Source organism: Massilia sp. NBRC 108631 (assembly GCF_059704565.1).
In genome coordinates this window covers 145,343-170,236 of record NZ_BAAKJE010000102.1, presented here as the reverse complement: position 1 = coordinate 170,236, position 24,894 = coordinate 145,343, and the positions used below count along the sequence as shown (strand labels likewise).

General features: G+C 67.1%; 20 protein-coding genes and 1 pseudogene. 10 read left to right on the top strand and 11 right to left on the bottom strand.

Features of this window, described 5'->3' with window-relative positions:
* Positions 1–349 precede the first annotated feature (349 nt).
* Positions 350–703: pseudogene (locus AC6H42_RS11760) on the bottom strand (hypothetical protein); the annotation flags it as partial.
* 233 nt (positions 704–936) lie between these two features.
* On the opposite strand from AC6H42_RS11760, the gene AC6H42_RS11755 reads away from it, so the two are divergent.
* Positions 937–2,034: a patatin-like phospholipase domain-containing protein gene (locus tag AC6H42_RS11755; RefSeq protein WP_229418135.1), complete on the top strand. Its 1,098-nt coding sequence runs from the start codon at positions 937–939 to the stop codon at positions 2,032–2,034.
* On the top strand, positions 2,031–2,795 hold the full coding sequence (locus tag AC6H42_RS11750; RefSeq protein WP_497548106.1) for an SDR family NAD(P)-dependent oxidoreductase: 765 nt from the start codon (positions 2,031–2,033) through the stop codon (positions 2,793–2,795). Before AC6H42_RS11755 ends, AC6H42_RS11750 begins: the two co-directional genes overlap by 4 nt.
* Positions 2,796–2,817: 22 nt before the next feature.
* Here the strand turns inward: AC6H42_RS11750 and AC6H42_RS11745 are convergent, their stop codons facing one another.
* Positions 2,818–3,921, bottom strand: a complete 1,104-nt coding sequence (locus AC6H42_RS11745) for an HAF repeat-containing protein (RefSeq protein ID WP_497548105.1) — start codon at positions 3,919–3,921, stop codon at positions 2,818–2,820.
* Positions 3,922–4,014: 93 nt separating this feature from the next.
* On the opposite strand from AC6H42_RS11745, the gene AC6H42_RS11740 reads away from it, so the two are divergent.
* Positions 4,015–6,330 carry a gluconolaconase gene (locus AC6H42_RS11740; protein WP_497548104.1) on the top strand — a complete coding sequence of 772 codons (2,316 nt, stop codon included), beginning with the start codon at positions 4,015–4,017 and terminating at the stop codon, positions 6,328–6,330.
* Between the two features lie 12 nt (positions 6,331–6,342).
* Here AC6H42_RS11740 and AC6H42_RS11735 read toward each other — a convergent pair whose 3' ends face one another.
* A complete protein-coding gene (locus AC6H42_RS11735) occupies positions 6,343–7,131 on the bottom strand; it encodes a LytR/AlgR family response regulator transcription factor (protein ID WP_497548103.1) in 789 nt (262 codons plus the stop codon).
* Positions 7,128–8,189: a sensor histidine kinase gene (locus AC6H42_RS11730; RefSeq protein ID WP_497548102.1), complete on the bottom strand. Its 1,062-nt coding sequence runs from the start codon at positions 8,187–8,189 to the stop codon at positions 7,128–7,130. Before AC6H42_RS11730 ends, AC6H42_RS11735 begins: the two co-directional genes overlap by 4 nt.
* Positions 8,190–8,344: 155 nt before the next feature.
* Between AC6H42_RS11730 and AC6H42_RS11725 the strand changes: the two genes are divergently transcribed.
* The 6 genes from AC6H42_RS11725 to AC6H42_RS11700 all read left to right on the top strand — a co-directional run bounded on the left by AC6H42_RS11725 (position 8,345) and on the right by AC6H42_RS11700 (position 13,581).
* Positions 8,345–9,178: a DUF2306 domain-containing protein gene (locus AC6H42_RS11725; protein WP_497548101.1), complete on the top strand. Its 834-nt coding sequence runs from the start codon at positions 8,345–8,347 to the stop codon at positions 9,176–9,178.
* A gap of 228 nt (positions 9,179–9,406) precedes the next feature.
* On the top strand, positions 9,407–10,207 hold the full coding sequence (locus AC6H42_RS11720) for a glycine-rich domain-containing protein (protein WP_057154693.1): 801 nt from the start codon (positions 9,407–9,409) through the stop codon (positions 10,205–10,207).
* A gap of 93 nt (positions 10,208–10,300) precedes the next feature.
* Positions 10,301–11,491 (top strand): acyl-CoA dehydrogenase family protein, encoded by a 1,191-nt coding sequence (locus tag AC6H42_RS11715; protein WP_497548100.1) that lies wholly within the window; start codon positions 10,301–10,303, stop codon positions 11,489–11,491.
* An 11-nt stretch (positions 11,492–11,502) separates the two neighbouring features.
* Entirely contained in the window at positions 11,503–12,642 is a 1,140-nt protein-coding gene (locus AC6H42_RS11710; protein WP_497548099.1) for an acyl-CoA dehydrogenase family protein, read from the top strand.
* Positions 12,643–12,671: 29 nt separating this feature from the next.
* Entirely contained in the window at positions 12,672–13,136 is a 465-nt protein-coding gene (locus AC6H42_RS11705; protein ID WP_497548098.1) for a MaoC family dehydratase, read from the top strand.
* A complete protein-coding gene (locus AC6H42_RS11700; RefSeq protein ID WP_057154689.1) occupies positions 13,129–13,581 on the top strand; it encodes a MaoC family dehydratase in 453 nt (150 codons plus the stop codon). Before AC6H42_RS11705 ends, AC6H42_RS11700 begins: the two co-directional genes overlap by 8 nt.
* A 34-nt stretch (positions 13,582–13,615) precedes the next feature.
* Here AC6H42_RS11700 and AC6H42_RS11695 read toward each other — a convergent pair whose 3' ends face one another.
* Positions 13,616–13,846: a hypothetical protein gene (locus AC6H42_RS11695; protein ID WP_057154688.1), complete on the bottom strand. Its 231-nt coding sequence runs from the start codon at positions 13,844–13,846 to the stop codon at positions 13,616–13,618.
* Positions 13,847–14,070: 224 nt separating this feature from the next.
* Between AC6H42_RS11695 and AC6H42_RS11690 the strand changes: the two genes are divergently transcribed.
* Positions 14,071–15,489 (top strand): pectate lyase family protein, encoded by a 1,419-nt coding sequence (locus tag AC6H42_RS11690; RefSeq protein WP_497548097.1) that lies wholly within the window; start codon positions 14,071–14,073, stop codon positions 15,487–15,489.
* Between the two features lie 23 nt (positions 15,490–15,512).
* Here AC6H42_RS11690 and AC6H42_RS11685 read toward each other — a convergent pair whose 3' ends face one another.
* The 6 genes from AC6H42_RS11685 to AC6H42_RS11660 all read right to left on the bottom strand — a co-directional run bounded on the left by AC6H42_RS11685 (position 15,513) and on the right by AC6H42_RS11660 (position 24,893).
* Positions 15,513–16,436 (bottom strand): diguanylate cyclase domain-containing protein, encoded by a 924-nt coding sequence (locus AC6H42_RS11685; protein WP_057154686.1) that lies wholly within the window; start codon positions 16,434–16,436, stop codon positions 15,513–15,515.
* Complete coding sequence (locus tag AC6H42_RS11680) at positions 16,433–21,004, bottom strand: PAS domain-containing protein (RefSeq protein ID WP_497548096.1); 4,572 nt, start codon at positions 21,002–21,004, stop codon at positions 16,433–16,435. The genes AC6H42_RS11685 and AC6H42_RS11680 overlap by 4 nt, the downstream gene beginning before the upstream one ends.
* A 141-nt stretch (positions 21,005–21,145) precedes the next feature.
* On the bottom strand, positions 21,146–22,405 hold the full coding sequence (locus AC6H42_RS11675) for an acyl-CoA dehydrogenase family protein (RefSeq protein WP_057154685.1): 1,260 nt from the start codon (positions 22,403–22,405) through the stop codon (positions 21,146–21,148).
* 11 nt (positions 22,406–22,416) lie between these two features.
* Positions 22,417–23,496 (bottom strand): phosphotransferase, encoded by a 1,080-nt coding sequence (locus AC6H42_RS11670; protein ID WP_057154684.1) that lies wholly within the window; start codon positions 23,494–23,496, stop codon positions 22,417–22,419.
* 77 nt (positions 23,497–23,573) lie between these two features.
* Positions 23,574–24,158, bottom strand: a complete 585-nt coding sequence (locus tag AC6H42_RS11665; protein ID WP_057154683.1) for a prepilin-type N-terminal cleavage/methylation domain-containing protein — start codon at positions 24,156–24,158, stop codon at positions 23,574–23,576.
* Between the two features lie 27 nt (positions 24,159–24,185).
* Complete coding sequence (locus AC6H42_RS11660) at positions 24,186–24,893, bottom strand: type II secretion system protein (protein WP_057154682.1); 708 nt, start codon at positions 24,891–24,893, stop codon at positions 24,186–24,188.
* Position 24,894 lies beyond the last annotated feature (1 nt).

Sequence of the window (24,894 nt, the reverse complement as noted above, 5' to 3'; positions counted from 1 at the left end):
AGCCGCCCAGGTAGGGCGCGTAAAGCAGCCAGATCCACAGCGGGTGGCGGCCGTTGCGCTTGTGCAGGAAGGCGGCGTCGCGGCGCTGGTAGGCCCAGGCCACCAGCAGCAGGCTGGCGCACAGGTACAGCCACCACGGGCCGCCCAGCGCAACCCACGCCAGCAGGGACAGCCCGGCCAGCAGCGTGTAGCAAAATGCGACCGGCTTGGCGGTGGCGTGTCCGGCGGCGCCTTGTGCCGGGGCGGCAAGGTGGGCTACGCCGGCGCGCACTGCTGCACGGCCGGGCAGGGCGCGGATGGCCAGCATGCCGAGCAGGGCGCCTCCCGCGACGTCGGCCAGATGGTGCTGATAGGTGAACACGGTGGCGGCGGCAACCAGCATCAGCCAGGCGGCGAGCACTGCCCGCGCTACCGCGCGGCTGCGGAGCGCGCTGCTCAAGGCTGGCCAGAAAATCAGGCAGTAGGCCACGTGGAGCGACGGCAACTGGTTGTACGGCTGGTCCATGGCGGACAGTTGCGCGAACAGCCAGGCCGGCAGCGCCGCGTCCACGGCGGGCCGCTCGAAGCCGAAGCGCAGCGGGAACGCGGCAAATACCAGGCAGGCAGCGACAGTGGCAAAGGCCACGCGGCGGCTCAGCGCGGACAGCTCGGCGCGGCTGGCCGCCAGCACGAAACTCAGTACGAACAGCAGGCCGGACGTCATGTAGGGCAGCACCATCCAGGGCAGGAAGGGCAGCGCCGCATCCCACGGCAGCGCCACGCTGCCCGTCGTGCCGGCGCGTTGGGCAAGATGGTTCGCCAGCGGGTAACATAGCCCGAACAGCGCGCCGTTTAGCGCTAGCTGCGTTACACGCTCGCGCATGCTGGGCACTGCTTCCGGCTCCATGGTCGAACTGTCCTTGTTAATATCTATGTAATTGATGCATTATGGCACGCATGATGCGAGCACAACCAGATGAACGCTACGAACGCTGCATGGTGCTGGCCGGCGGCGGCTTTCGCTTCGGCTACTATCTCGGCATGCATGCCGCCGCCGTGGACGCTGGCCAGGAACCGGACCTGCTGCTGGCCACCTGCGGCGGCGCGGTAGCCGGCGCCATCATCCGCAACCTGCCCGACAGCGCCGCCCGCAAGGCTTGGGTGGCTTCCCCGCAGATGTACGAGTTCTTCTGCGGCCTGCAGTCCGGCCCGCAGGCCGCACCGTTGCGGGCGCTGGCCAACGTGGCGCTGCGCCGCCTGCACCCCGGCAAGGCCGCGCGCCTGCCGGACCTGTTTGGCGACTATCTGTTCGAGATACCCGCCGTGCTGCCATTGCCGCCGGCGGCCGGGCAGGGCGGCGCCGCGCTGGCCATCATCGGCGGCAAGCTGCTGTTTGGCGAGCACGAGGTGGGCCAGGCGCGCCAGGGCCGCCAGCTCTATGGCGTAACGCTGTTCTGCGGCAGCCGCACCGCTGCGCTGGCTGACGGCCTGCCGTCCGCCATCGGCAGCGGCGGGTGGACGGACGCGGTGGCGCCGTCTCTGCTGGTCGACACCGCCATGCCCTTGGCCGACGCGGTTCGCATCTCCATCTCGGACATGTATTACTTCCGCTGCCATTCCGTTGCCAGCGGCGACTACACCGGCGGCGTGGTGGATCTGTTCCCGGTGGAACTGGCGCGCAGCCTGGCGCGGCACGTCACCATGGAAATGAAGCCGCCGTACGACCAACTGATGGCCATTCCCGCCTTGCGCGCCGTGTTCGGCTTTGACGGCAACCGCCGCATGCGGCACGTGCACGGCCAGGCGGTGGATGTGTGGGTCGATACCAGCGACGTCGGCGTCGCGCTGCGCGACAACGGCATCCAGAAGCGCGTGGACTGGCTGCGCAACCGCGTCCGCCTGGTGGCGCCGCCCAGTTATCCGCGCTACGTCGAGCAGGTGGAGGCGCAGTGGCATTATGGTTACCAGCGCGCCGCCGAAGCGTACGCGCTGGCAGCAGAGGGCCGCCGCCCGGCGATGCGCCTTGCCACGCGGCACAACAAGGCGCTGGCATGAACGTGCGGTTGAACGTCCTTATCATTGGCGGCACCAGCGGCATCGGGCTCGGACTGGCCCGGCACTACTGGGAACAGGGCGCGCGCGTGGCCATCTGCGGCCGTCGCCCGGAGAAGGTGGCCAGCGTGCCGTTCGCCAGGGATGAAAGAGTCAGCCTTCACGCCTGCGACATTGCCGACCGCGCCGCCGTGGCGCGCCTGGTGGCCGAGGCGGCCGGCGCCGGCGGCGGAATCGACCTGCTCATCGTCAGCGCCGGCCAGTACACCGACGCCGCCGCCATCGCGCGCGACCGCACCAGCACCTTGCCCGTGCTGCGCGTCAACGTGGGCGGCCTGGACAACGCCTTCAGCGCCGCGGCCGATACCATGATGGCGCGCGATGGCGGCAAAGGCGGGGGCCACCTGGTGGCGGTCGCCTCCATCGCCGGGCTGCAGGATGAATATCCGAACGGCTCGCTCTACAGCGCCAGCAAGCGCGCCGCCATCGCCATCTGCGACGCCTACCGCAAGGCGCTGGCGCCGTTCGGCATCGCCGTCACCGCGATCGTGCCCGGCTACGTGGACACCGCCCGGCTGCGCGAACTGAACCACGGCGACGCCAGTGGCAAACCCTTTCTCATGTCCGAGGCCGAGGCCGTGCAGCGGATCGCCGCCGCCATCGCCCGGCGTGATGAGCGCTGCGTGTTCCCATGGCAGATGCATGCGCTGGTGAAAGTGTTCAATCTGCTGCCGGGCTTCCTCAAGCGCGCGCGCAAAAAGTAGCCGCGCCGGCGCTCAGTAGCGCTCAGTAGCGCGCCAGCACGATACCGCGATACCGGCGCCGCAGCAGCATCAGCGCCACGGCCGTGCCGATCGCCATTGCGATCATCCCCATGAATTCGCGGTGCCCCTTCGGCACCACCGGAATCATGTCCGAACGCATCGTGGCGGCCGCATAGCGCTTGCTCAGATAAGTGGCACCGGCCACCAGTTCATTGTCGTTGATGGCGTTGGTCAGGTACAAGCCCTTACCCGCCTGGTGCACCAGCATCTTGCCGTCGCGGTAAACGAAGGAGCGCCGTTCTTCGCCGATCAGGATGGTACCCACCACGTGGCCCGCCGCGTTGATGCCGGTGGCGTAGCTGTTGCCGTAGCCGATCAGCGCGCCCAGGTCCACCATCTTCTGGCCGTCGTGCAGGAAGGCGTGCCAGCGCCGGTTGGGCATTTCCGACGCGCCAACGATCAGCCCGTCGTCATTGATGCCGGTGGCCGCGCTGGAGCGTCCGCCCAGCGTTCCCAGGTTGATCATGCCTTCGCCCGGGCGGTACAGGAAGGCGCGCCGGTAGCCGTCCGGCAGGGCCGCCGTGCCCACCACCGCGCCGCTGTTGTTAATGCCGGATGCATAGCTGATGTTGCCTCCCAGCGTGCCCAGGTCCAGCATGCTGCCGCCGGCGTCCAGCATGAAAGCGCGGAAGTAGCCGTCGGCGGTGTCGGCGAAGCCTGCCGCCTGGCCGGCCGCGTTGACGGCGGTGCCGTAGCTGCTGCCGCCGCCCAGTGTGCCCAGGTCGCGCATCGGCTCGCCCTTGCGCACCAGGAAGGCGCGCCAGTGGCCCTTGCCGTCCTGCGCCGACCCCACCACCAGGCCGTCGTCGTTGATGCCCTTGGTGTAGCTGTCGCTGCCGCCCAGCGTGCCCAGTTCCAGCACGCCTTTGTCGTACAGCACCGCGCGCTGCTTGCCGTCTTCGTCCTCGATCACCGCCGCCACCTGGCCGTTGGCGTTGATGTCGACCGCGATGCTGGCTTCCTTGCTGTTGGCCGCGAAGCCTGGCAACTGCTGCACTTTGGCGGCCGCGCTGACACTGCACAGGCCCAGCATGAGGGTGAGGGGCAGCAGCGAGGCTTTCAGCATGGCAGTCTCCGGGCTGGTTATGAGAACGGTAACTATAGCATTGGCGCCACCTTTTCGGTTAAGCTCGGTCTTCATTCATGGATGGGTTGTAACGTGGCGGCGAAGCAGAATTATGTGGCCCTGGCGGGCATAGGCGTGGTGGCGGCAGCGACGGGCGCCGGCGTGTATTTTTACCTGCAGGCCCGCGCGCCGCAGCCGGCACCGCAGGCGGCAGGGGCGGGGCGGGGGCAGGTTGCGGCGAAGACGCCGGCGTTCTGGACCGCGCGCGTCACCACGCTGGCCGGCGACGGCCTGGCAGGTGCCGTTGAGGGCAATATGCCGCTGACCGTGGCGCGCTTCGCGGACCCGTACGGCGTGGCGGTCGATGCGGCGGGCAATATCTACATTGCCGACGCCGGCGACAACAACCGCATCCGCAAGCTCACGCCGGGCGGCGCCACCTCCACGCTGGCTGGCGGCAAGGAAGGGTTTGTGGACGGGCCGGGTGCGCAAGCCAGGTTCAACACGCCGTCCGGCATCGCTATCGACGCCCAGGGCAACCTGTATGTGGCCGACACCGGCAACAACGCGATCCGCAAGGTGGCGCCGGACGGCACGGTCAGCACGCTGGCCGGCAATGGCGCGGCCGGCACGGCGGACGGCAAGGGCAAGGATGCGCAATTCAACGGCCCGGTGGGCGTGGCGGTGGGCGACGACGGCGTGGTCTACGTGGCCGACACCTACAACGACGCCATCCGCCGCATTGCGCCCGACGGCGCCGTCACCACCATCGCCGGCAGTGGCGCGCCTGGCGACGCGGACGGGCCCGCGCTCAACGCCGGTTTCGACACGCCGTGCGCGCTGGTGCTGGACGGCGACGGCGGGCTGCTGATCGCCGACACGCGCAACAACGCCATCCGCAAGCTGGGCAAGGACGGCATGGTCAGCACCGTGATGCGTGCGCCGGAAAACAACCGGCAAGCCGTGCTGCGGCGCCCGATGGCGCTGGCGCGCACCGCGGACGGCCACCTGTACATCGCCAGCGGCTCGCAGGGCCGCATCCTGCAACTGACGCCGCAGGGCGAGCTGGGCGGGCTGCTCGACATCGGCCAGCGTGTCGAGCCGGAGTACGGCAGCGACGGTAAGGTGCAGCTGTACGCGCCGCGCGGCATGGCGCTGGCGCGCAATGGCAGCCTGGTGGTCAGCGACGCGGCCACCTTCCGCATCCACCGCCTCAGCGCCGCCACGTCGGCCGACGCGCTGCCAGCGCCGCCTCAGCCAGCCGCTGCTGCCGCCGGCAACAGCGGCAGCAGCGGCGGCGCGCCGCAGTCCGCCGCTCTGGCCGCGTTGCCGATGGGCGCCGCGCAGGCTGAAGGCAAGGGCACGGATGCCGGCTCCGGCTCCGGCGCCAGCTTGCCCAGAGAATCGGCTCCGGCCCGGCGGGCGGCCCCGGTGACCACGATGCTGTGGCCGGTGGGCCCGCAGGACCAGCCGCACGAGATTGTCGGCGTGATGGGGGAAGTGCGCGGCAACTTCGAGGGCGAAAGCCGCGACCACTTCCACGCCGGACTCGACGTGCAGGCCGACGTCGGCAAGCCGGTGCTGGCGGTGGCGCCCGTCAAGGTCAGCGACCCCCTGCCCAACTGGGGCTTCGGCAGCCTGAGTGAAGGCATCGCGCTTGGCAACATCTCCTACATCCACATGCGCGTGGGCCGCGACCCCAAAAACGCTCCGCTGGACCAGCGCTTCCAGCTGCTGCTCAACGCCAAGGGCAAGCCCGAGCGGGTGCGCGTGCGGCGCGGCGCGCGCTTTGCGGCCGGCGACATGCTGGGCACCATCAACGGCATGGCCCACGTCCACCTCGACTACTACGACCAGGGCAAGGCCCTCAACCCGCTCAGCCTGCCGTTCAAGGGCCAGCTGGATACGGTGCGCCCGCGCATCAACAGCATCACCCTGTTCGACAGCCGGGGCAAGCTCATCAAGGCCGCCAAGCGCAAGCCGCTGATCGTCCAGCGCAGCGCGGGCGAACTGAGCATCGTGGTGGACGCCTACGACCAGATGGACGGCAACGAAGCGCGCCGCCGCCTGGGCCTGTACACGCTGGGCTACCAGCTGCTGCGCGAGGACGGCAGCCCGGTGGCCGGCTACGAGCAGCCGCTCATCACGCAGGTGTACGACGAGCTGCCGCGCAACCGCGAAGCGGTGAAATACGCCTACGCGCCGAACAGCGGCATCACCGTCTACGGCAGCAAGGCCACGCGCTTCGCCTACATGCTCACCAACCGCATGGTCCACGGCCAAGTCACGCCCGGCATGTGGAACGTGGCCGGGCTCGCGCCAGGCAACTACCGGCTGCGCGTGCTGGCCGCCGACTACGCCGGCAACAAGGCGGTTGACGGGCGCGACCTGCCGTTCACGCTGGAATAGCCTGGCCGGCAGTTACATCTGCCGGAAGTGGTGCAGATAGCTGCGGCTCACGGGCAGCACTTCCGCGTGCCCCCGCAGGTGCACGTCGGCCGTTTCGTTCACGCCGCGCACCACCTCGCGCACGTAGTGCAGGTTGACGATGGCGGACCGGTGGATCTGCACGAAGCGTTCGGGGTCCAGTTCGTCCGCCAGCTCGCGGATGCTCTTGCGTATCAGCGCTTCGCCGTCGTCCCACACCACCGTGGTGTACTTGCCGTCCGCGCGCAGGTAGGCCACCTGTTCCACCGGGATCAGGCGCATGCGGCTGCCGCTGGAGGCCTTGATCCATTGCAGCCAGGCGCGCGCGGGCACGCGCTGGCGCAGTTCGCCGGCCATGCGCTGCAGCACGGCGTCCAGCATCGCGTCGGTGGCCACGCGCTGTCCGGCGCCCGCGCCGGCGCTGAGCCGCTCTTGCAGGCGCTGCACCGTGTCGGCCAGCCGGGCCGGGTCCACCGGCTTCACCAGGTAATCGATCGCGCCCTGCTCAAAGGCTTGCACCGCGTATTGTTCGTAGGCCGTGATGAACACGATCTGCGCGCGCCGCGCCAACGCGCGCGCCGCCTCGATGCCGTTCAACCCCGGCATGTGCACATCCAGGAACACGACGGCGGGCTGGTGCGCGTCGAACAGTTCCACCGCCTCGCGCCCGTTGCGCGCGTCCGCCACGATGTCCAGCTCGGGCCACAGCCGCGCCAGCTGGGAGCGCAGGTGCTCGCGCAGCAGCGGTTCGTCGTCGGCGATCAGGGCGGTGATGCGATTCATGCGGTGCTCCGTGGCGGGAAGGTCAGTTCAACGTGCAGGCCGTGCGGCTCGGCCTCGAGCAGGTCCAGCCGCGCGCCGGCGCCGTAGAACGCCTGCAGGCGGGTCCGCACATTGCCCAGTCCAGTGCCCGGCTGGGCGGACTCGGACATGCCCACGCCGGTATCGCTCACCCACAGGGTGACCAGGCCGCTGGCCGCGTCGGCCTTGCCGCCGACTTCGATGCTGCCGCCGTCGGTGCTGGGATCGATGCCGTGCCGGACGGCGTTTTCCACCAGCGTCAGCAAGGCCATGGCCGGGAAGGCCTGGCCGTGCAGTTCGGCCGCCGCGTCCAGCTTGTAGCGCAGGCGGTCCGGCATCCGCAGGTGCATCAGCTCCAGGTAGGCGCGCACCAGCTGCAGTTCGCTGCCCAAGGTGGCATCGGCGTCGTGCAGGCGCGGCATGGCGGCGCGCAGGTAGGCGATCAGGTGGCGTAGCACCGGCCCGGCGTTGCCGGAGCCGGACTCGACCAGCGCCTGGATGTTGGCCAGCGTGTTGAACAGGAAGTGCGGTTCGATCTGCGCTTGCAGCAGGCGCAGGCGGGCATCCAGCAGTTCGCGCTCCAGCGTATTGCGCTCGCGCTCGGCTTGCAGCAACGCGGCCCGCGCGCGCGCGCGGCGCTCCATGCGCAGTCCGGCCATGGCCGTGATGGTGCCCAGCAAGAACATTACGATGGCCAGCATGGCGTAGCCCGACACTTCCCTGGACGAGCGCATGAAGACCAGCGTGTTCCCGCGTTGCATGGCCACCAGCGTGGCGAGCGTGGCAGCCGGCGCCGTCAGGCCCGTGGCCGCCAGGCGCAGCAGCGCCTGCGGCACCCAGCGCACGCGCCAGCGCGCGGAGGCCGTGTAGGCCAGCAGCATCGCCATGCCGATGGAGACGATATGGCCCGCCACCGTGAGGTAGGGCGTCTTCGACATCGCGTGCAGCAGCCAGGACAGCTGTCCGGTGAGGAACAGCACCACCAGGAACTGGCGCCAGGTCGGCAGGGCAGGCGGGGAGGGCGGCGGCGCTTTAATCATCCTGCAACAATAACCGTTCGCAGCCTGCGGTTCAAGCCGCAGGCCGTCGCTCACGCCGCGAAAACCGCCGCTCGTCGCACCGGCGCGCCGCAGGCGGCCAAACGCGGGACGCACCGGTCTACATTGGCAGCAAGCCCACTAACCGGAGATCCCGCATGAGCACCATCCAAACCCAAGCCGTCCCGCAGTACCTGGTTGGCCCGCAGGCCGCGTCCACGGCATTAAAAGCTTCGGCGACGCTGTGGTTCGCCGTGGCCGTCGCCGGCCAGTTGCTGTTCGCCTGGTACGTTGCTGCGCTCTATGGCGGCGCCGTGGTGCGCGGCGACCCGGCGCGCTGGAACTCGGTGGCGCCGCACGCGCACGTGCCCGGGGACACGGCCGGCAATGCCGCCTTCGGCCTGCACATGCTGCTGGCGGTCATCATCACGGTCGGCGGCGCACTGCAGCTGATTCCGCAAGTACGCCGCCGTGCGCCGCGCTTCCACCGCTGGAATGGACGGATCTACGTGCTGCTGGCGGCCGTTGCCAGCGTCACCGGCCTGTACATGGTCTGGGCGCGCGGCACGGTGGGCGATCTGTCGCAGCACATCGGCGTGAGCGCGAACGGCGTGCTGATACTGCTGTGCGGCGCCATGGCCGTGCACCACGCGCGCGCCCGCGACGTCGCCCGCCACCGTCGCTGGGCGCTGCGCCTGTTCCTCGTGGTGAGCGGTGTGTGGTTCTTCCGCGTGGGCCTGATGTTCTGGATCTTCGTCAACCAGGGGCCGGCTGGCTTCGATCCCAGGGCCTTCACTGGCCCCTTCCTCACCTTCCTGTCCTTTGCCCAGTTCCTGTTGCCGCTGGCCGTGCTGCAGTTGTACCTGCGCGCGCGTGACGGCGGCGGCGCGGCGGCGCGCATCGCCATGGCGGCCGGCCTCGCCATGCTGACGGCAGCCATGGGCCTGGGCATCTTTGCCGCAAGCGCCATCATGTGGCTGCCCCGCCTGTGAGAAAGTTCACAATTGATTGCACCCGCTGCTATGGTGAACGATCGCTCAATTGTTAAATATGAGCGGTATTGTGACAATTGGTGAGTATCTCAAAATGGCTTTGAAATAATATGGTTCGCAAGCAAAACAAGTCCCGGCGGCAGCGTACGGGACCGGGGTGACAGTCGCGTAGTGGTCGGCGTGGCTGGAGCCAATCCAGAACCGCGGCCACTACGTGGAGGTAGAGTCATGTCCAAAATTTCGGAGACACAAAAGGAATTCCTGCAAAAACTGAACAGCCTGGACTTCGGTCCGCTGGCCTACAAGCTGATGAATCCCGAAGACCGTCCCGGCCTGTCGCTGGAGCAGGCAGCCGACGCCATCACGCGCTACAAAGGTTTCCTGTTCCTCACCCACAGCAATCCGGGCAAGGCCATTTCGCCGTCGCGCTATGTCGACTACGCGTGGCACAACCACATCCTGGATACCGAGCTCTACCTGGCGCAAACGGCCACGCTGTTCGGCAAGCCGCTGCACCACTTCCCCTTCTTCGGCAAGCGCGGCGCGGCGGACGAACGCGAGCTGCTGGCCGCAGCCGAGTACACGCGCGGCCAGGCACGCAGCTATTTCGGCTGGGACGACGACGACTGGTGCGGCACCGGCGGCCCGAAAGGCCCGCGCCCCCCGAAGGGGCTGGCGGAGCTGGCCGGCATCCTGTTCCCCGCCGGCGTGAGCCCGGCCGGGCTGGCGCGCGAAGCCGACACCTTCAGCCTCCAGGTGGGCAACTTCCGCCACACGGTGGAACATATCGGCGGGCAGGGTAGCCAGATGTTCGCCATGCAGGGATCGCGGCTGGACTACCTGGAGAAGCTGCTCAAACTGCCGATCTGGGTTATCGTTTGCATGCCGGCGGAACTGAGCGTGATCGACGAGATCGTCTCCATCCGCAAGGAGCGGCTGGCCGAGGTGTCCAAGGCGCTGGTCGAGCAGCGCCTGGCGCCACAGGGCTTCAAGCGTGAAATGGTACAACTGGAGGCGGTCGTCCACTAAATCGTGCATGAAAAGGTATTGCCGCTGTCTCCTTGTGGAGTACAATAAATGAACGGTCGTGCTTTTTGCGATTGATCATAACAAGGAGACAGCATGGATTTGAACTACTCGTCCGAGGATCTGGCGTTCCGCGACCAGGTGCGCGCCTTCCTCGAAGCCAACCTGCCCGCCGACCTGCAGCAGAAGGTGCGCAAGCACCTGCGCCTGTCGCGCGAGGATTACGTCCGCTGGCACCAGATTGTCGCCAAGCAAGGCTGGGTCGCCCCGGCATGGCCGGTCGAGTACGGCGGTCCGGGCTGGAACGCCACCCAGCGCCACATCTGGGAAGAGGAATGCGCCATCGCCGGCACGCCGGCCATCCTGCCGTTCGGCATCAACATGGTGGCGCCCGTCATCATGGCCTTCGGTAACGACGAGCAAAAAGCCTACTTCCTGCCGCGCATCCTGAGCTGCGAAGACTGGTGGTGCCAGGGCTACTCCGAGCCGGGCTCCGGCTCCGACCTGGCCTCGCTGAAAACCACCGCCGAGCGCGTGGGCGACCATTACATCGTCAACGGCCAGAAGACCTGGACCACGCTGGGCCAGCACGCCGACATGATCTTCTGCCTGGTGCGCACCGACAGCACGGTGCGCAAGCAGGAAGGCATCTCCTTCCTGCTGATCGACATGAAGACGCCGGGCATCACCGTGCGCCCCATCATCATGCTGGATGAAGACCACGAAGTGAACGAAGTGTTCTTCGACAACGTGAAGGTGCCGGTCGCCAACCTGATCGGCAAAGAGAACAAGGGCTGGACCTACGCCAAATACCTGCTGGGCCACGAGCGCACCGGCATCGCGGCGGTGGGCCGTTCCAAGCGCGAGCTGCAGTTCCTGAAGAAAGTGGCGCTCAAGCAGCTCAAGCGCGGCAAGCCGCTGCTGGACGACCCGCTGTTCGCGGCCAAGGTGGCCAACCTGGAAATCGAGTTGATGGCGCTCGAGACCACGGTGCTGCGCACCATCTGCCAGGAAGACCAGACCCCCGGTCCGCAAGCGTCCATGCTGAAAGTGCGCGGCTCCGAAATCCAGCAAATCCTCACCGAGCTGATGATCGAAGCGCTGGGGCCGGACGCGCTGCCGTTCGACACCAGCTATCTGGAAGGCAAGTCCGAGCACGCCGTCACCGGCGAGGACGACAACGCGCCGCTGGCCGGCTACTACTTCAACTTCCGCAAGACGTCGATCTACGGTGGCTCGAACGAGATACAGAAAAACATCATCACCCAGATGATCCTGGGCCTGTAAGGGGAGACAGCATGGACTTTACTTTCAAAGAAGAACAGCAGCAGTTCGCCGACGCCCTGCGCCGCTGGGTGGACAAGGACTACACTTTCGAAACCCGCAAGCGCATCATCCACTCGCCGTCCGGCGTGTCGGACGAGGCGTGGGCCACGCTCGCCGAGCTGGGCATGCTGGCACTGCCGGTGCCGGAGGAGCAGGGCGGCTTCAACGGCAGCGCGGTGGACATGCTGGTGGTGATGCAGGAGCTGGGACGCGGACTGGTGGTGGAACCCTACCTTGCCACCGTGATGGGCGCGCAATTCCTCAAGCTGGGCGGCGGCCATGCGCAGCTGCTTGAACAAGTGGCAGGCGGCGAGCTGAAACTGGCTTGCGCGCTGGGGGAGCAGCAGTCGCGCCACGACCTGAGCGACGTCGCGGTCAGCGCCCATGAGCACGGCAACGGCTTTGTGCTGAGCGGCGCCAAGACCGTGGTGATCCACGGCGGCCAGGCGGGCGCCTTCATCGTGTCCGCGCGCAGCGGCGGCGAGCAGCGCGACAAGGGCGGCATTTCACTGTTCGTTGTGCCGGCCGCTACCAGGGGCGTGACGGTCACCGACTACCGCACCATTGACGGCCAGCGCGCCGCCACCGTGCAGTTCAGCGCGGCCGAAGTGCCCGCGTCCGCGCTGCTGGGCGGCGTCGGCGCCGGCTGGGACATCCTCGATGCGGCCGCCGACTACGGCGCCACCTTGCTGTGCGCGGAAGCCGTGGGCGCCATGGACGCCATCTTCGCCGCCACGCTGGACTACCTGAAGACGCGTCAGCAGTTCGGCGCGCCGATCGGCAAGTTCCAGGCCCTGCAGCACCGCATGGCCGACATGTTCATCCACCTGGAACAGGCCCGTTCGATGGCCATGCTGGCGGCCGTGAAAGTGGCCTCCACCGATGTGGAAGAACGCCGCCGGGTGGTGTCGGCCGCCAAGGTGCGCGTGGGGCATGCCTGCAAATTCGTCGGCCAGCAGGCGGTACAGCTGCACGGCGGCATGGGTGTGACGGACGAGCTGCCGGCGGCGCACCACTTCAAGCGCCTTACCATGATAGACCTGACACTGGGCGACGCCGACCACCACCTGGAACGCTTCATCGCCCAGCCCGGATTCAAACATGCCGCTTAAAATGGCGCATTAATTCAAGGAGAGGCTGCATGAAGAAATGGTATTTCGAGGATTTTTTTGAAGGCCAGGAGATTACGCTGGGTAGCCGGCACGTGACGGAGGAAGAGATCATCGCCTTCGCCACCCAGTTCGACCCGCAGCCTTTCCACGTCGACCACGAAGCGGGCGCGCGCTCCATCTTTGGCAAGCTGGCCGCCAGCGGCTGGCATACCTGCGGCATGATGATGCGGCTGGTGGTGGATGGCATCCTGAACGACTCGTCCAGCATGGGTTCCCCCGGCCTGGACGGCATCCGCTGGATCAAGCCCGTGCACGGGGGTGACACGCTGAGCGTCAGCTATGTGACCAAGGAAGTGCGGCCGTCGAGTTCCAAGCCGGACCGGGGCGTGGTGGTATCGGTCTGGAAGGCCACCAACCAGCGCGGCGAGCTGGTGTGCACGGTGGAAGGCATGGGCATGTTCGGCCGCAGGCCGGCGGGAGCGGCCCATGCGTGACATCGCCACGCTGGAGGAGATGAAAACGCTGGTGGGCGAGGAAGTGGCCGTGTCGGACTGGATCGACATCACGCAGGAACGTGTAAACCAGTTCGCGGTCGCCACCAACGACCATCAATGGATCCATGTGGACGTGGAGCGCGCCAAGCGTGAATCGCCGTTCGGCGGCACCATCGCGCACGGCTTCCTCACGCTGTCGCTGGTGCCGGCCATGCTGGAGAGTGCGCTGCGCATGGTGGACATGAAGATGGGGCTGAACTACGGCCTCAACAAGGTGCGCTTTCCTGGCCCGGTGCCGGTCGGCAGCCGCCTGCGCGCGCGCATGACCATCCAGTCCATCGAGGACATCGAAGGCGGCGCGCAAGTGCAGTGGGGCGTGGTGATCGAGCGGGAAGGGCAGGCCAAGCCGGTATGCGTGGCGGAGTTTGTGATGCGGCGGTATTAGGCGGCTTGCAACGGAGCCGATCCAGCCGCAAGCGTCAGTGCCGCAACTCCGAGTGGGGATTGATGGCAAATACCCGGCCGTCCATCACCAGGCTGGGCAGTACTTTGACGCCTGCTCGCTCAGCCTCGTCCAGCCGTTCCGGCGCCAGGCCGAGATTGACGATTTCAGTGGTGTAACGGGCCGGGTCCAGCGCTGCGCCGAATAGGTCTGCCATGGACAGGCATAGCTTGCAGCCGTCGTGATAAAAAATAGCAGTGGTTTTCATGGATAAGTCCATTCAATGGTGAGTTGTCGGGAGGTGGCATTCTAGCACGATAATTAGGAATCCTACTTAAATCTGTGCTGCGCATTGCGCTGCGCTAAGCTTTTGAAAGTGTTGCATGGCGGTGTGGAAATGTTGCAATTGGGCGGCAACTGCTACGCCTGCGGTTGTATGATGTCTGTTGACTGGCGGCGCTGATGTTGCCAGCTTACAAAGGGAGACACATCTTGACATCGAAACAGATTGTTTTGGCGGGCATGGTAGCGTTGCTGTCCTCAAGCGGCGCAGCGCAGGCGGCTGACTGGCCGGCCGGCTATTCCAAGTGCGCGGACGAAGGCAATACCTGCAAGGCGGGCAGCAGCGCCCGCGTGGTATCGTTCGGGATCAAGGATAGGTTTGTGGTGCAAACGCGGTCCGGCGACATCGCGTGCACGGTGGCCAGTTTCGGCTCGGATCCTTACCCGGGGCTGGCGAAGAAGTGCGCCGTCGGCCCGATCGGCGGCGCGGCGCCGACCCCGGCGCCCGATCCGGAACCGGCCCCGGCTGCGGACGCCAGCAAGGAAGCGGCCCCGGCCGGCGGCTGGGCCGGGAGCAACGGCGGCACCACCGGCGGCGCGGCGGCAGCGGCTACCGCTATCTACAAGGTGAACACGCCGTCGCAATTGCTGGCCGCGCTCAAGGCGCAGGGCAGCAATGCCAAGATCATCAAACTGTACGGCACCATCGACATGGCGTCGGCGGACAACGGCGGCCCGTTCACCAGCACCAGCGACCAGTCCCTGCGCAGCAAGGTCAAGGTCGGCAGCAACAGCACCCTGATCGGCATGGGCAGCGACACCCGCCTGGTGAACGGTTCGATCTCCATCAGCGATGCGCAGAACGTGATCGTGCGCAATCTGAACATCGTCAATCCGTGCGATGTGAACCCGGTGTGGGACCCGAACGACGGCAGCAGCGGCAACTGGAACTCGGAGTTCGACAGCGTGGTGATCAGCAATTCGAAGAACGTGTGGGTGGACCACAATGTATTCACGGACGCGCCGCTGACCGACGACAAGCTGCCCATCAGCAACGGCAAAGTCAAGCAATGCCATGACGGCGCGCTGGACGTGAAGAACGGTTCGGACTACGTGACCGTGTCCAACAACCGCTTCGAACTGCACCAGAAGAACAACCTGGTCGGCTCGTCGGACAGCACCACCAGCGACGATGGCCACCTGACCGTCACCTTCAACAACAACCACTTCCTGCATGTGGCGGAGCGGGCGCCGCGCGTACGCTTCGGCAAGGTACACTTGTACAACAACTACTTCGAGGGCAGCCGCTCGCACGCGGTCTATCCGCACCACTACAGCGTCGGCGTGGCCTACAAGGCCAAGATCATTTCGCAAAACAACGCCTTCGACATCGCCGGCGCCACCAGCTGCACCAATATCCTGACCAATCCTGGATCGTCGAGCAAGACCGGGGCCATCACGGACGCCGGCTCGCTGCTGAACGGTACGGCGCTGGACGTGGCCGGCAAGTGCAGCTTCAGCGCGTCCGTTGGCTGGACCCTGCCATACACGCCGGCGCTGCTGGCCACATCGGCGGTCAGGCAGTCGGTATTGAGCAACGCCGGCACCGGCAAGCTGACGGTGCCTTAGCCAGCATGGCTGCGTGTCCCCGCTCAGTCCTGGGGGGACATGCAGTAGCGGTTGCGGCCGGTTTCCTTGGCGCGGTAGAGCAAGGCGTCGGCGCGCCGGATCAGCGCGCTGGCGTCGGACTGGTCATCCGGCATCGCGGTGGACACGCCCATGCTGACGGTCACTTGCGGGCCGACCGACGATGCCTTGTGCGGGATTTGCAGCAGCCGTACCTCGTCCAGGATGCGCTGCGCCACCACCTCGGCGCCTTCCGCCCCCACCTGCGGCAGCAGGATGATGAATTCCTCGCCGCCATAGCGCGCCAGCAGGTCGGGCGGACGCCCGGCACAGCGCTTCATGGCCGCGCTCACCTGCTGCAGGCACAGGTCGCCAGCCTGGTGGCCGTAGGCGTCGTTGTAGTGCTTGAAGTGGTCGATGTCGATCATGATGATGGCCACCGGCGTGCCGTCGCGCCCGCAGCGGCGCCATTCGTTGTCCATGGCTTCGTTGAAGCTGCGGCGGTTGGCCACGCCGGTCAGCGAGTCGGTCAGGGTCAGTTCGCGCATGGCGTCGGCCTGGCGCTTGACGGTCAGCTGGGTGCGCACCCGCGCGCGCACCACGGCCACGTTGAACGGCTTGCTGATGAAGTCCACCGCGCCCGCTTCCAAGGCCCGGGTTTCGTCCTCGGGCGTGCTCAGCGCGGTGACGAAAATCACCGGGATGTCGCGTACGGCGGCCGAGGCGCGCAGCGCGCCGCACACCTCGTAGCCGTCCATGCCGGGCATGACCGCGTCCAGCAGGATCAGGTCCGGCTGCTGGTTGTGCGCAATCTGCAGCGCCTTCTCACCGCTGAGGGCAAACAGCACGTCATGCTCGTCGCGCAGCGCATGGTGGAGAATCTGGATGTTCTCCATCGCGTCGTCGACGATCAGGATGCGTCCGTTCATCGCCAGGTCGCTCCAGCTCATGCAGTGTCCTTTCGCTTCAACATATCTTGTACCAGGTGCTCGGCGGCGGTGAAATCCAGGGTTTCCACGGCATGGGCCAGGGCCAGCACGGCGTCGTGCCCGTGCTGCTCCAGCGCCGGGCGCAACGCCTGGAAGTGGGTCAACGCTTTCATGTTGTTAGTTTGTAGCAAGCATAGCAGGTCTGCCAGCGCTTGCGGCAGATCGGCGCCGCCCGCCGCCGGGCCGCTGACCGCCGCTGCAGCCGGCAGCGGCAACGGCAGCGTGCGCGCGGCCTCGGTCACCACGCTGATCGACTGGTCCAGCGCGGTCAGCAGGAAGGCCAGGTCGGTTTCGCTGCCTTCATGTAACGCCACTTCGGCCTGCGCGCTGAGGCGGGCGATGTCGCCGGCGCCCAGGTTGGCCGCCACGCCCCGCAGGCGGTGCAGCAGCTGGGCTGCGGCGTGCTGCTTGCCGCTTGCCAGCAAGATGCGCACTTCGCCCACGGTGCCGCCCTGCGAGTTCTCGAAGCGCTTGAGCAGGCCGACAAAGGCCGGGTAGTTGCCGGCCAGGCGCTTGAGCGCGGCCTCCAGGTCTATGCCCGGCAGGCTGGTCGGCCTGTCATCGTCGGGCGCCTGGCGCCAGCTCTCGTCGGGCGCGGCGCGTCCCGGGTGCAGCGGCGCCAGGCGCAGCAAGGTGGCCAGCAGTTCGTCCACGTCGATCGGCTTGGGCACATGCGCGTTCACGCCGGCTTCCACCGCCAGCTGGCGGTCCTCGTCCAGCGCGTTGGCCGTCATGGCAATGATGGGCAACTCCTTCAAGCCCATGGCGCGCAGGGTGGCGGTGGCTTCGTAGCCATTCATCACCGGCATCTGCAGGTCCATCAGCACCGCGTCGTAGCGTTCCGGATCGGCTTTCAGCAGCTCCACCGCCACGCTGCCGTTGCAGGCGATGTCCACCCGTGCGCCGGCATGCAGCAGGATGTACTGCGCCATTTCCTGGTTGATCTCGTTGTCCTCCACCAGCAGCACGCGCATGCCTGCCAGGCGGCCCGACAGCGGCGTGTGGGCCGGCAGGGCGGACTGGTGGGCGGTGCCGGTGCGTACCGCCACCACGCTGGCCAGCAGGCGGGACGGCGTGGTTGGCTTGGCCAGGATGGTTGCGATGTGCAGGCTGTCGGCGATGGGGATCAACTCCTCGGTGTAGTGGTCGGGTGCCATCATGATAGTCGGCGGCAGCTGCAGGGTATCGTCCGTGTGCGCCTGGGTCAAGAGCGAAATGCCGTCCAGGTCCGGCAGGCCGGCGTCCAGCAGCAGCAAATCGAGCTGGCGCGCGGCGCCGGCGCGGGCCAGCTTGCGCAGCTGGGCCAGGCCGGCCTGGCCGCTGTCGGCGCTCCACACGCGCCAGCCCAGCGCCTGGCACTGGCGCGTCAGCATGTCCAGTACGGTGGCGTTATCCTCGACAATCAGCAGGCTGAGGCCTGCCACGGCGGGCGGCAGTTCGCGCGCCGCCGGCAAGCCGTGCACGGCGCGCTCCAGGGTGCAGGCAAAGCGGAAGGTCGACCCTTTGCCCAGTTCGCTGTGCAGGCTGATGGAACTGTTCATCAGGTCCACCAGCCGGCGGCAGATGGCCAGGCCGAGGCCGGTGCCGCCGTACTGGCGGCTGGTGCTGTTGTCGCCCTGCGAAAAGGCTTCGAACAAGTGGGCCTGCTGGGCCGGGCTGATGCCGATGCCGGTGTCGCGCACGGCAAATTCCAGCGTGGTGGAGGTGGCGCTGGACGCCAGCTGCCGCACCGACACCACCACCTCGCCGTGTTCGGTGAACTTGACGGCGTTGCCGGCCAGGTTGAGCAGCACCTGCTGCAGCCGCATGGCGTCGCCCACCAGGTCCAGCGGCACGTCCGGCGCCACGTTGAAGACCGGCTCCACCCCCTTGTTCCACGCATTCTGGCCGACCAGCACGCCGATGCTGGTGAGGATATGGTCGAGGTTGAAGGGGCTGTGTTCCAGCTTGAGCTGGCCGGCCTCGATCTTGGAGAAGTCCAGCACGTCGTTGACCACTGCCAGCAGCGACTGTGTGGCCAGCTGGATCTTGCCCACGTAGCTGCGCTCGCGCCGCTCCAGCGGCGCCTCTTCCAGCAGCCGCGCCAGGCCGATGATGGCGTTCATCGGAGTGCGGATCTCGTGGCTCATATTGGCCACGAAGGCGCTCTTGGCGCGGCTGGCCGCTTCGGCCCGGTCGCGCGCGCGCACCAGCTGCTCGTTCAGGTCGTGCAGGCGCAGCTCGGTGCGCTTGAGTTCGGTCACGTCCGACACCATGACGAAAAAGCCGCGCACCTTGCCGGCCTCGTCCAGGTCGGGGATGTAGTTGGCCCACACGAAGTGCGATTCGCCGCTGCGGTCGGGCCGGTCCTGGTAAAAGCTCTGCGGCTGGCCGGCCAGCGCGGCTTCGACGCGCTGCCGGTTGCGCCGGTACAGCTCGCCTCCGATCACTTCCACCAGCGGCGCGCCGATCACCTGGTCTATCCCCAAGCCCATGAATTCGACGAAACTGCGGTTGGCGAAGCGGCAGCGCAGTTCCTGGTCCCAATAGGTGACCATGGCCGGCACATGGTCGGTCACGGTGCGGATAAAGGCGTTGCTGCGCGCCAGGCTGAGCGAAGTGGCGCGCAGCACCTCGTCGGCGCGCTTGCGCTCGGTGATGTCGATGGCCATGCCCAGCAAGTGGGTGGGAGTGCCTTGCTCGTCGCGCAGCGCCACCTTGCGGGTGTTAAGCACGCGCACCGTGCCGTCGGCCGCCGTGACTTCCTCCTCGGCGATCTCCACCACCTCGTTGCTGGCCAGCACGGTGCGGTCGGCGCGGGCGAAGGCGTCGGCCTGTTCCGGCAGGAAGAAGTCGAAGTCGTTCTTGCCGAGGAACTGGGTGCGTGGCCGGCCCAGGGTCAGCTCGGCCTGGCGGTTCATCATCTCGAAGCGCAAGTCGGCGGCGCGCTTGACAAACAGCATGGCAGGCATGTTCTCCACCACCTGCTTGAACAGCTGCTTGGACTGGCGCAGCTGGCGCTCGATGTTCTTCTGCGGCGAAATGTCCACCAGCAGGCCGGTGATGCCTATCATGCGGCCGGTGGCGTCGTGCACCGGGAAATAGCTGGAGAGCCAGTGGGCGGCCCGGTCCGGATGGTCCGGCGCGGTGCCGGACATTTCGACGCCGGAGACGGCCAGGCCGGTGGCCAATACCTGGCGGTAGTCGCGCTCCACGTCCAGCCGCACCTGCGCGTCGCGAATGACGTCGCTGAAGTAGCGGCCAATGTGCTCGGACACCGGCTTGTCGTTGATGGCCGCCAGGTAGTCGTTGATCATGACGATGCGCAGGTCCATGTCGACAAAGCTGAGGCCGACCGGCGCGCTGGCGTACACGTTCTCCAGCAGGGCCTTGGACGCTTCGAGCTGGGCGGTGCGTTCGGCCACCAGGGTTTGCAGCTCGTGGCGGTGGCGCTGGATGTCGCCTTCGACCTGCACCAGCGCCTGCGCCACCTCGTCGGCCTCGCGGAAGGTCATGTGCGGCAGGGCCATGGTTTCGCCGCCGGCCAGCGCGCGCGCAGGACCGGTGAGGCTGGCGATGGAGCGGGCGATCTGGCCGCCCATCAGCCAGGCCAGCACGATGCCCACCAGCAGCAGCATGCTCACGGCGCCAGCCACCAGCGGCACCGATGGCAGCGCCGCGTCCAGCATGGCCTGTTGCTCGGGCATGCCCACGCCCACCGCCCACTGGCGTCCCGGCAGCAGGCTCAGGCCGGCAAACACGGAAGTCCCGTCGCGCGATTCGGTCAGCCGGGCGCCTTCGCCGCTGCCTTGCAACACCTCGCGCGACTGGGCCGAAATCTGCGTGCCGACAAAGCGTTCCGGTTCCTTGTTGCGGTCCACTATCACGCCGTCTGCGCCGATCAGTGCGATCAGCCATTGCGGCGACAGGCGCTGGGCTTCGGCCGCCTCGGCCAGGCGGTTCGGCTTGAGCACGGCGGTCAATACATGCAAGGTCTTGCCGCCGCGCTGCACCGGCACATCTACCGCAACTTCGGGCTGGTATGGCAGATCGCTGCGGGGCAGCACGGAGAGCGCTGGGCGGCCCTGCGCGATGGCGGGGGCGACGCGGGCGGCCTGGGCTGCCTGCGCCGCGTTGCCTGGACTGGCGGCGCCGGCCTGCGGCGGCGGGGAAGCGGCGGTCGGCTCAGCGGGGCCGACGGTGAGCAGCACGCGGCCGGCGGTGTCGCTCAGCAGCAGGCGCTGGACCGGCAGCGCGGGGCGCAGCTGGCTGGCGGCCTGCGCCGCGAAGCCGGCCAGGTCGCCACGCTCCAGGCTGGGCGAGCTGGCCAGGGCCAGCGCCGCGATTTCGGCCTCGCCGATGTCGTAGCCGATGGCGGTTGCCAGCGCGCGCGCCGTCGCCAGGGCCTCGTGCTGGAATTGCAGCTGTTCGCGCTGGTAGAAGTGCTGCAGCAGCACGCCCAGGCCAAGCACCGACGGCAGCGCGCAAGCCAGCACCAGCAGAGCGATCTGCGAACGTATCGATGGCAGCTTGGCTGTATTGTGTGGCACCGCATGGCCCCCGGTTTGCGTGGATAGCGCTCTGATAATAGCCGAGCGCCGCGTGGCGACCAAGCGAATTGTCGGCGGGCATGCTGGCGCGCCGCCCCGGCGCAACAGCGCGCTGCGGTGCGCCGCCGGAGAGTGCTATGCCTAGCTGCGCGTGATGGGCAGGCCGAGGTCTTCCTTCAGCGGCATGTGCTTGGCCAGTTCCAGCTTGGCAATCGCGTTGCGGTGAACCTCGTCCGGGCCGTCGGCCAGCCGCAGGGTACGGTTGCCGGCCCACTGGTAGGCCAGCGGGAACTCGTCGGACACGCCGGCCGCGCCGTGCGCCTGGATGGCCCAGTCCAGCACCTGCTGGGCCACGTTCGGCGCCAGCACCTTGATCATGGCGATCTCCGCTTGCGCGCCCTTGTTGCCCACCTTGTCCATCATGTAGGCGGCTTTCAGGGTCAGCAGGCGCGCCGTGTCGATCTGGATGCGCGCTTCGGCAATGCGCTCGCGCCACACGCCCTGTTCGGAAATGCGCTTGCCGAAAGCCACCCGGCTGTGCAGGCGCTGGCACATCAGCTCCAGCGCGCGCTCGGCCACGCCGATGGCGCGCATGCAGTGGTGGATGCGGCCCGGGCCCAGGCGGCCCTGGGCAATCTCGAAGCCGCGCCCTTCACCCAGCAGGATGTTGGCGGCAGGCACGCGCACGTTCTCGAATACCAGTTCGCAGTGGCCATGCGGCGCGTCGTCGTAGCCGAACACGGGCAGCGGACGCACCACGGTCAGGCCGGGCGTGTCGGCCGGCACCAGTATCATCGACTGCTGCTGGTGGCGGGCGGCGTTGAAGTCGGTCTTGCCCATGGTGATATAGATCTTGCAGCGCGGGTCGCCGGCGCCGGAAATCCACCATTTGCGGCCGTTGATGACATAGTCGTCGCCGTCGCGGTCGATGCGGGTTTCGATGTTGGTGGCGTCCGACGAGGCCACGGCCGGCTCGGTCATGGCAAAGGCCGAGCGGATTTCGCCGCGCAGCAGCGGCTCCAGCCATTGCTGCTTGTGCTCTTCGCTGGCGTAGCGCTCCAGGGTTTCCATGTTGCCCGTGTCCGGCGCGGCACAGTTGAATACTTCCGGCGCCCAGGGCACGCGGCCCATGATTTCGCACAGCGGCGCGTAGTCCAGGTTGGACAAGCCTTCCGGCGCGCGCGTCGATTTCGGCAGGAACAGGTTCCACAGTCCCTGTTCGCGCGCCAGCGGCTTGAGCTTTTCAATGATCTCGGTCGGGATCCAGCGGTTGCCTTTTTCGCGGCCGTTACGCTCCACTTCCTGGTAAAACACTTTTTCGTTCGGGTAGATGTGCTGGTCCATAAAGGCCAGCAGTCTGGCTTGCAGCTCTTTGCAGCGCTCCGAGTATTCGAATTCCATGCCGGTCTCCTTTAGATTTGTTTGCCGGACGCGTAAGCCCAGGCCAGTTCAGCCATGGGGCGCGCCATCTTGCCCGATTCCAGCGCCTGGGCGCTGGCGGCGGTGCCGTCCACATAGCGTTTCATAATGCCTTGCATGATGCTCGCCAGGCGGAACATATTAAACGCCAGGTAGAAGTTGAAGTCTTCCAGGCGGATCCGTTTGCCGGTGCGCTCGGCGTAACTGGCGATGTACTCCTGCTGGGACGGAATGCCCAGCGCCTTCAGGTCCAGCCCGGCGATGCCGCGGAACTGGCCCGGCTCGATGTTCCAGCCCATGGCGTGGTAGGAGAAGTCGGCGAACGGGTGGCCCAGGGTGGACAGCTCCCAGTCCAGCACGGCCAGGATGCGCGGCTCGGTGGGGTGGAAGATCATATTGTCCAGGCGGTAGTCGCCGTGCACGATGGAGGTGTCGTCGCCGGGCGGGATGTTGTTGGGCAGCCACGCGATCAGCTGGTCCATCGCCGCGATCTGCTCGGTTTGCGAGGCCACGTATTGTTTGCTCCAGCGCTCGATCTGGCGCTGGAAATAGTTGCCCGGCTTGCCGTAGTCACCCAGGCCGATGGCGCTATAGTCGATGCTGTGCAACTGCGCGATGACGCGGTTCTGCTCGTCGTAGATGGCGGCGCGCTCGGCCGGCGTCATGCCGGGCAGGGCCTGGTCCCACAGCACGCGGCCGTCGACGAACTCCATCACGTAGAAGGCGCGGCCGATCACGGATTCGTCGGTGCACAGCGTGTACTGGCGGGCCGCCGGGAAGCCGGCCTTGTTGAGCGCGTCCATCACGCGGTACTCGCGGTCGATGGCGTGGGCCGAGGCCAGCAGCTTGGCGGCCGGGGCGGGCTTGGTGCGCAGCACGTAATGCTGCTGTTGTGCGCCGGCGCCCTTGCTCAGCTTGAAGGTCGGGTTGGACTGGCCGCCCTTGAACTGGACCACGGCCAGCTCGCCCTCCGGGTAGCCTTCCACGTGCTGGCGCAGGTAAGCGTCCAGCGCCGCCACGTCGAACTGGTGGCGTTCGGACACTGCTTTGGTGCCCATGAATTCCTCAAACATCGCGTCTCCTGCGTTGGGATGGTTTTTTAACGTAGTTTTATTCTATCGCAAAAAAACGAACGCGCGTACTTTTTTGTTCAGAAGAAGATCGCGAGGCGGGTAACGATGGCGCCGGTGTTGGTGTAGGCGGTGACGCCGGGGCCGACGGCGGCGCGCACCGAGCCGGTGTTGGGTTTGCCGTCGTCCAGCTTGGCGTCGATCTGTTCGGCCACGGTGTCGGGCAGGTTGTCGATGCGCACGCCATTGCCGCCGCGTCCGCCCACCACGTCGTTGTAGATGTAGACGGCGCCGCCCTGGGCGCTGGTCATGAAGTCGGTACTGCCGTTGAAGGAACCGGTGATCAGTCCGGCCAGCGCCAGGTGCTGCGGCGCCAGCTGGTATTCGCTGATCTGGCCATCGCCATTGCCGTTGCCGGTGGCGCCCGGCACGTGGGCGGTGGCCAGCGGATCGTCGCCCGGCAGGGCGCGGAACTTGTCCTGGTAGGCGTTTACGGCCGAGGTCAGCGCGTTGGCCTGCTGGATGATGTTTTTCACCTTGGCACTGTCGATCAGGCTTTGACCCTTGAGTACTCCGCCCAGCAGCAGGCCGATGATGACCAGCACGATAGCGATTTCTACAAGGGTGAAGCCTTGCTGGGAACGGTTGCAGGCTGGCTTGCGCATGGGTAAGTCCTTTCTCTGTGTCGAATTCTAAGGCAGCACCTGCGCCGCAACCATCCTGTTGAACAGGATGTTGGGCGAGACCCACACCACCATGTCGTCGAACTCGCCGCCCGGCAGGGCGCGGTTCTCGCTGGGGTTGCGTGCCATGAAATTGATGTCGGCGCCGGCGTTGTTCTGTTCGTCCTCGTTGCTGCGCGAACCGTTGGCCAGCAGCCGGCCGGCGTCGCTGGTGGCGCCGTAGCCGTTCTTGCCGTGCGACAGGATCACGGCGGGAATGTCGGCCGGCGCCGTCGCGGCGGCCAGGTTGCCCAGCCCGTCGCGCGTGTAGACCGTGATGTCGCGCGCCGTGACCAGCTTGAAGCGGTCCGCGCTGTCGGCGAAGGCGGGCGTGACGCTGTAGCGGTACAGGTGGTTCCAGGCGTCCAGCCGGGGCAGGCCGAGGGTGGCCCAGGGCAGGTAGCCGTCGCGGCGTTCGCCGGTGCAGCGGTTGCCGCTGCGGTCTTCCTGGCCGTCGCTGGCGGAGACGGCGGGGCAGGGCAGGTAGCCGTAGCGCACCGCAAAGCCGACCAGCGCCTCGCGCGCCTCGTCCAGCGCGCGCTGGGTGTCGGCGGCCTTGCGCTGTTCGAGCTGCATGCTGAGCGGCGTGAGCAGGCCGCCCACCATGAGGCCGACGATCACCAGCACGATGGCGATTTCGACCAGGCTGAAGCCGCGTTGTTGGTTTATGGTGTGCATG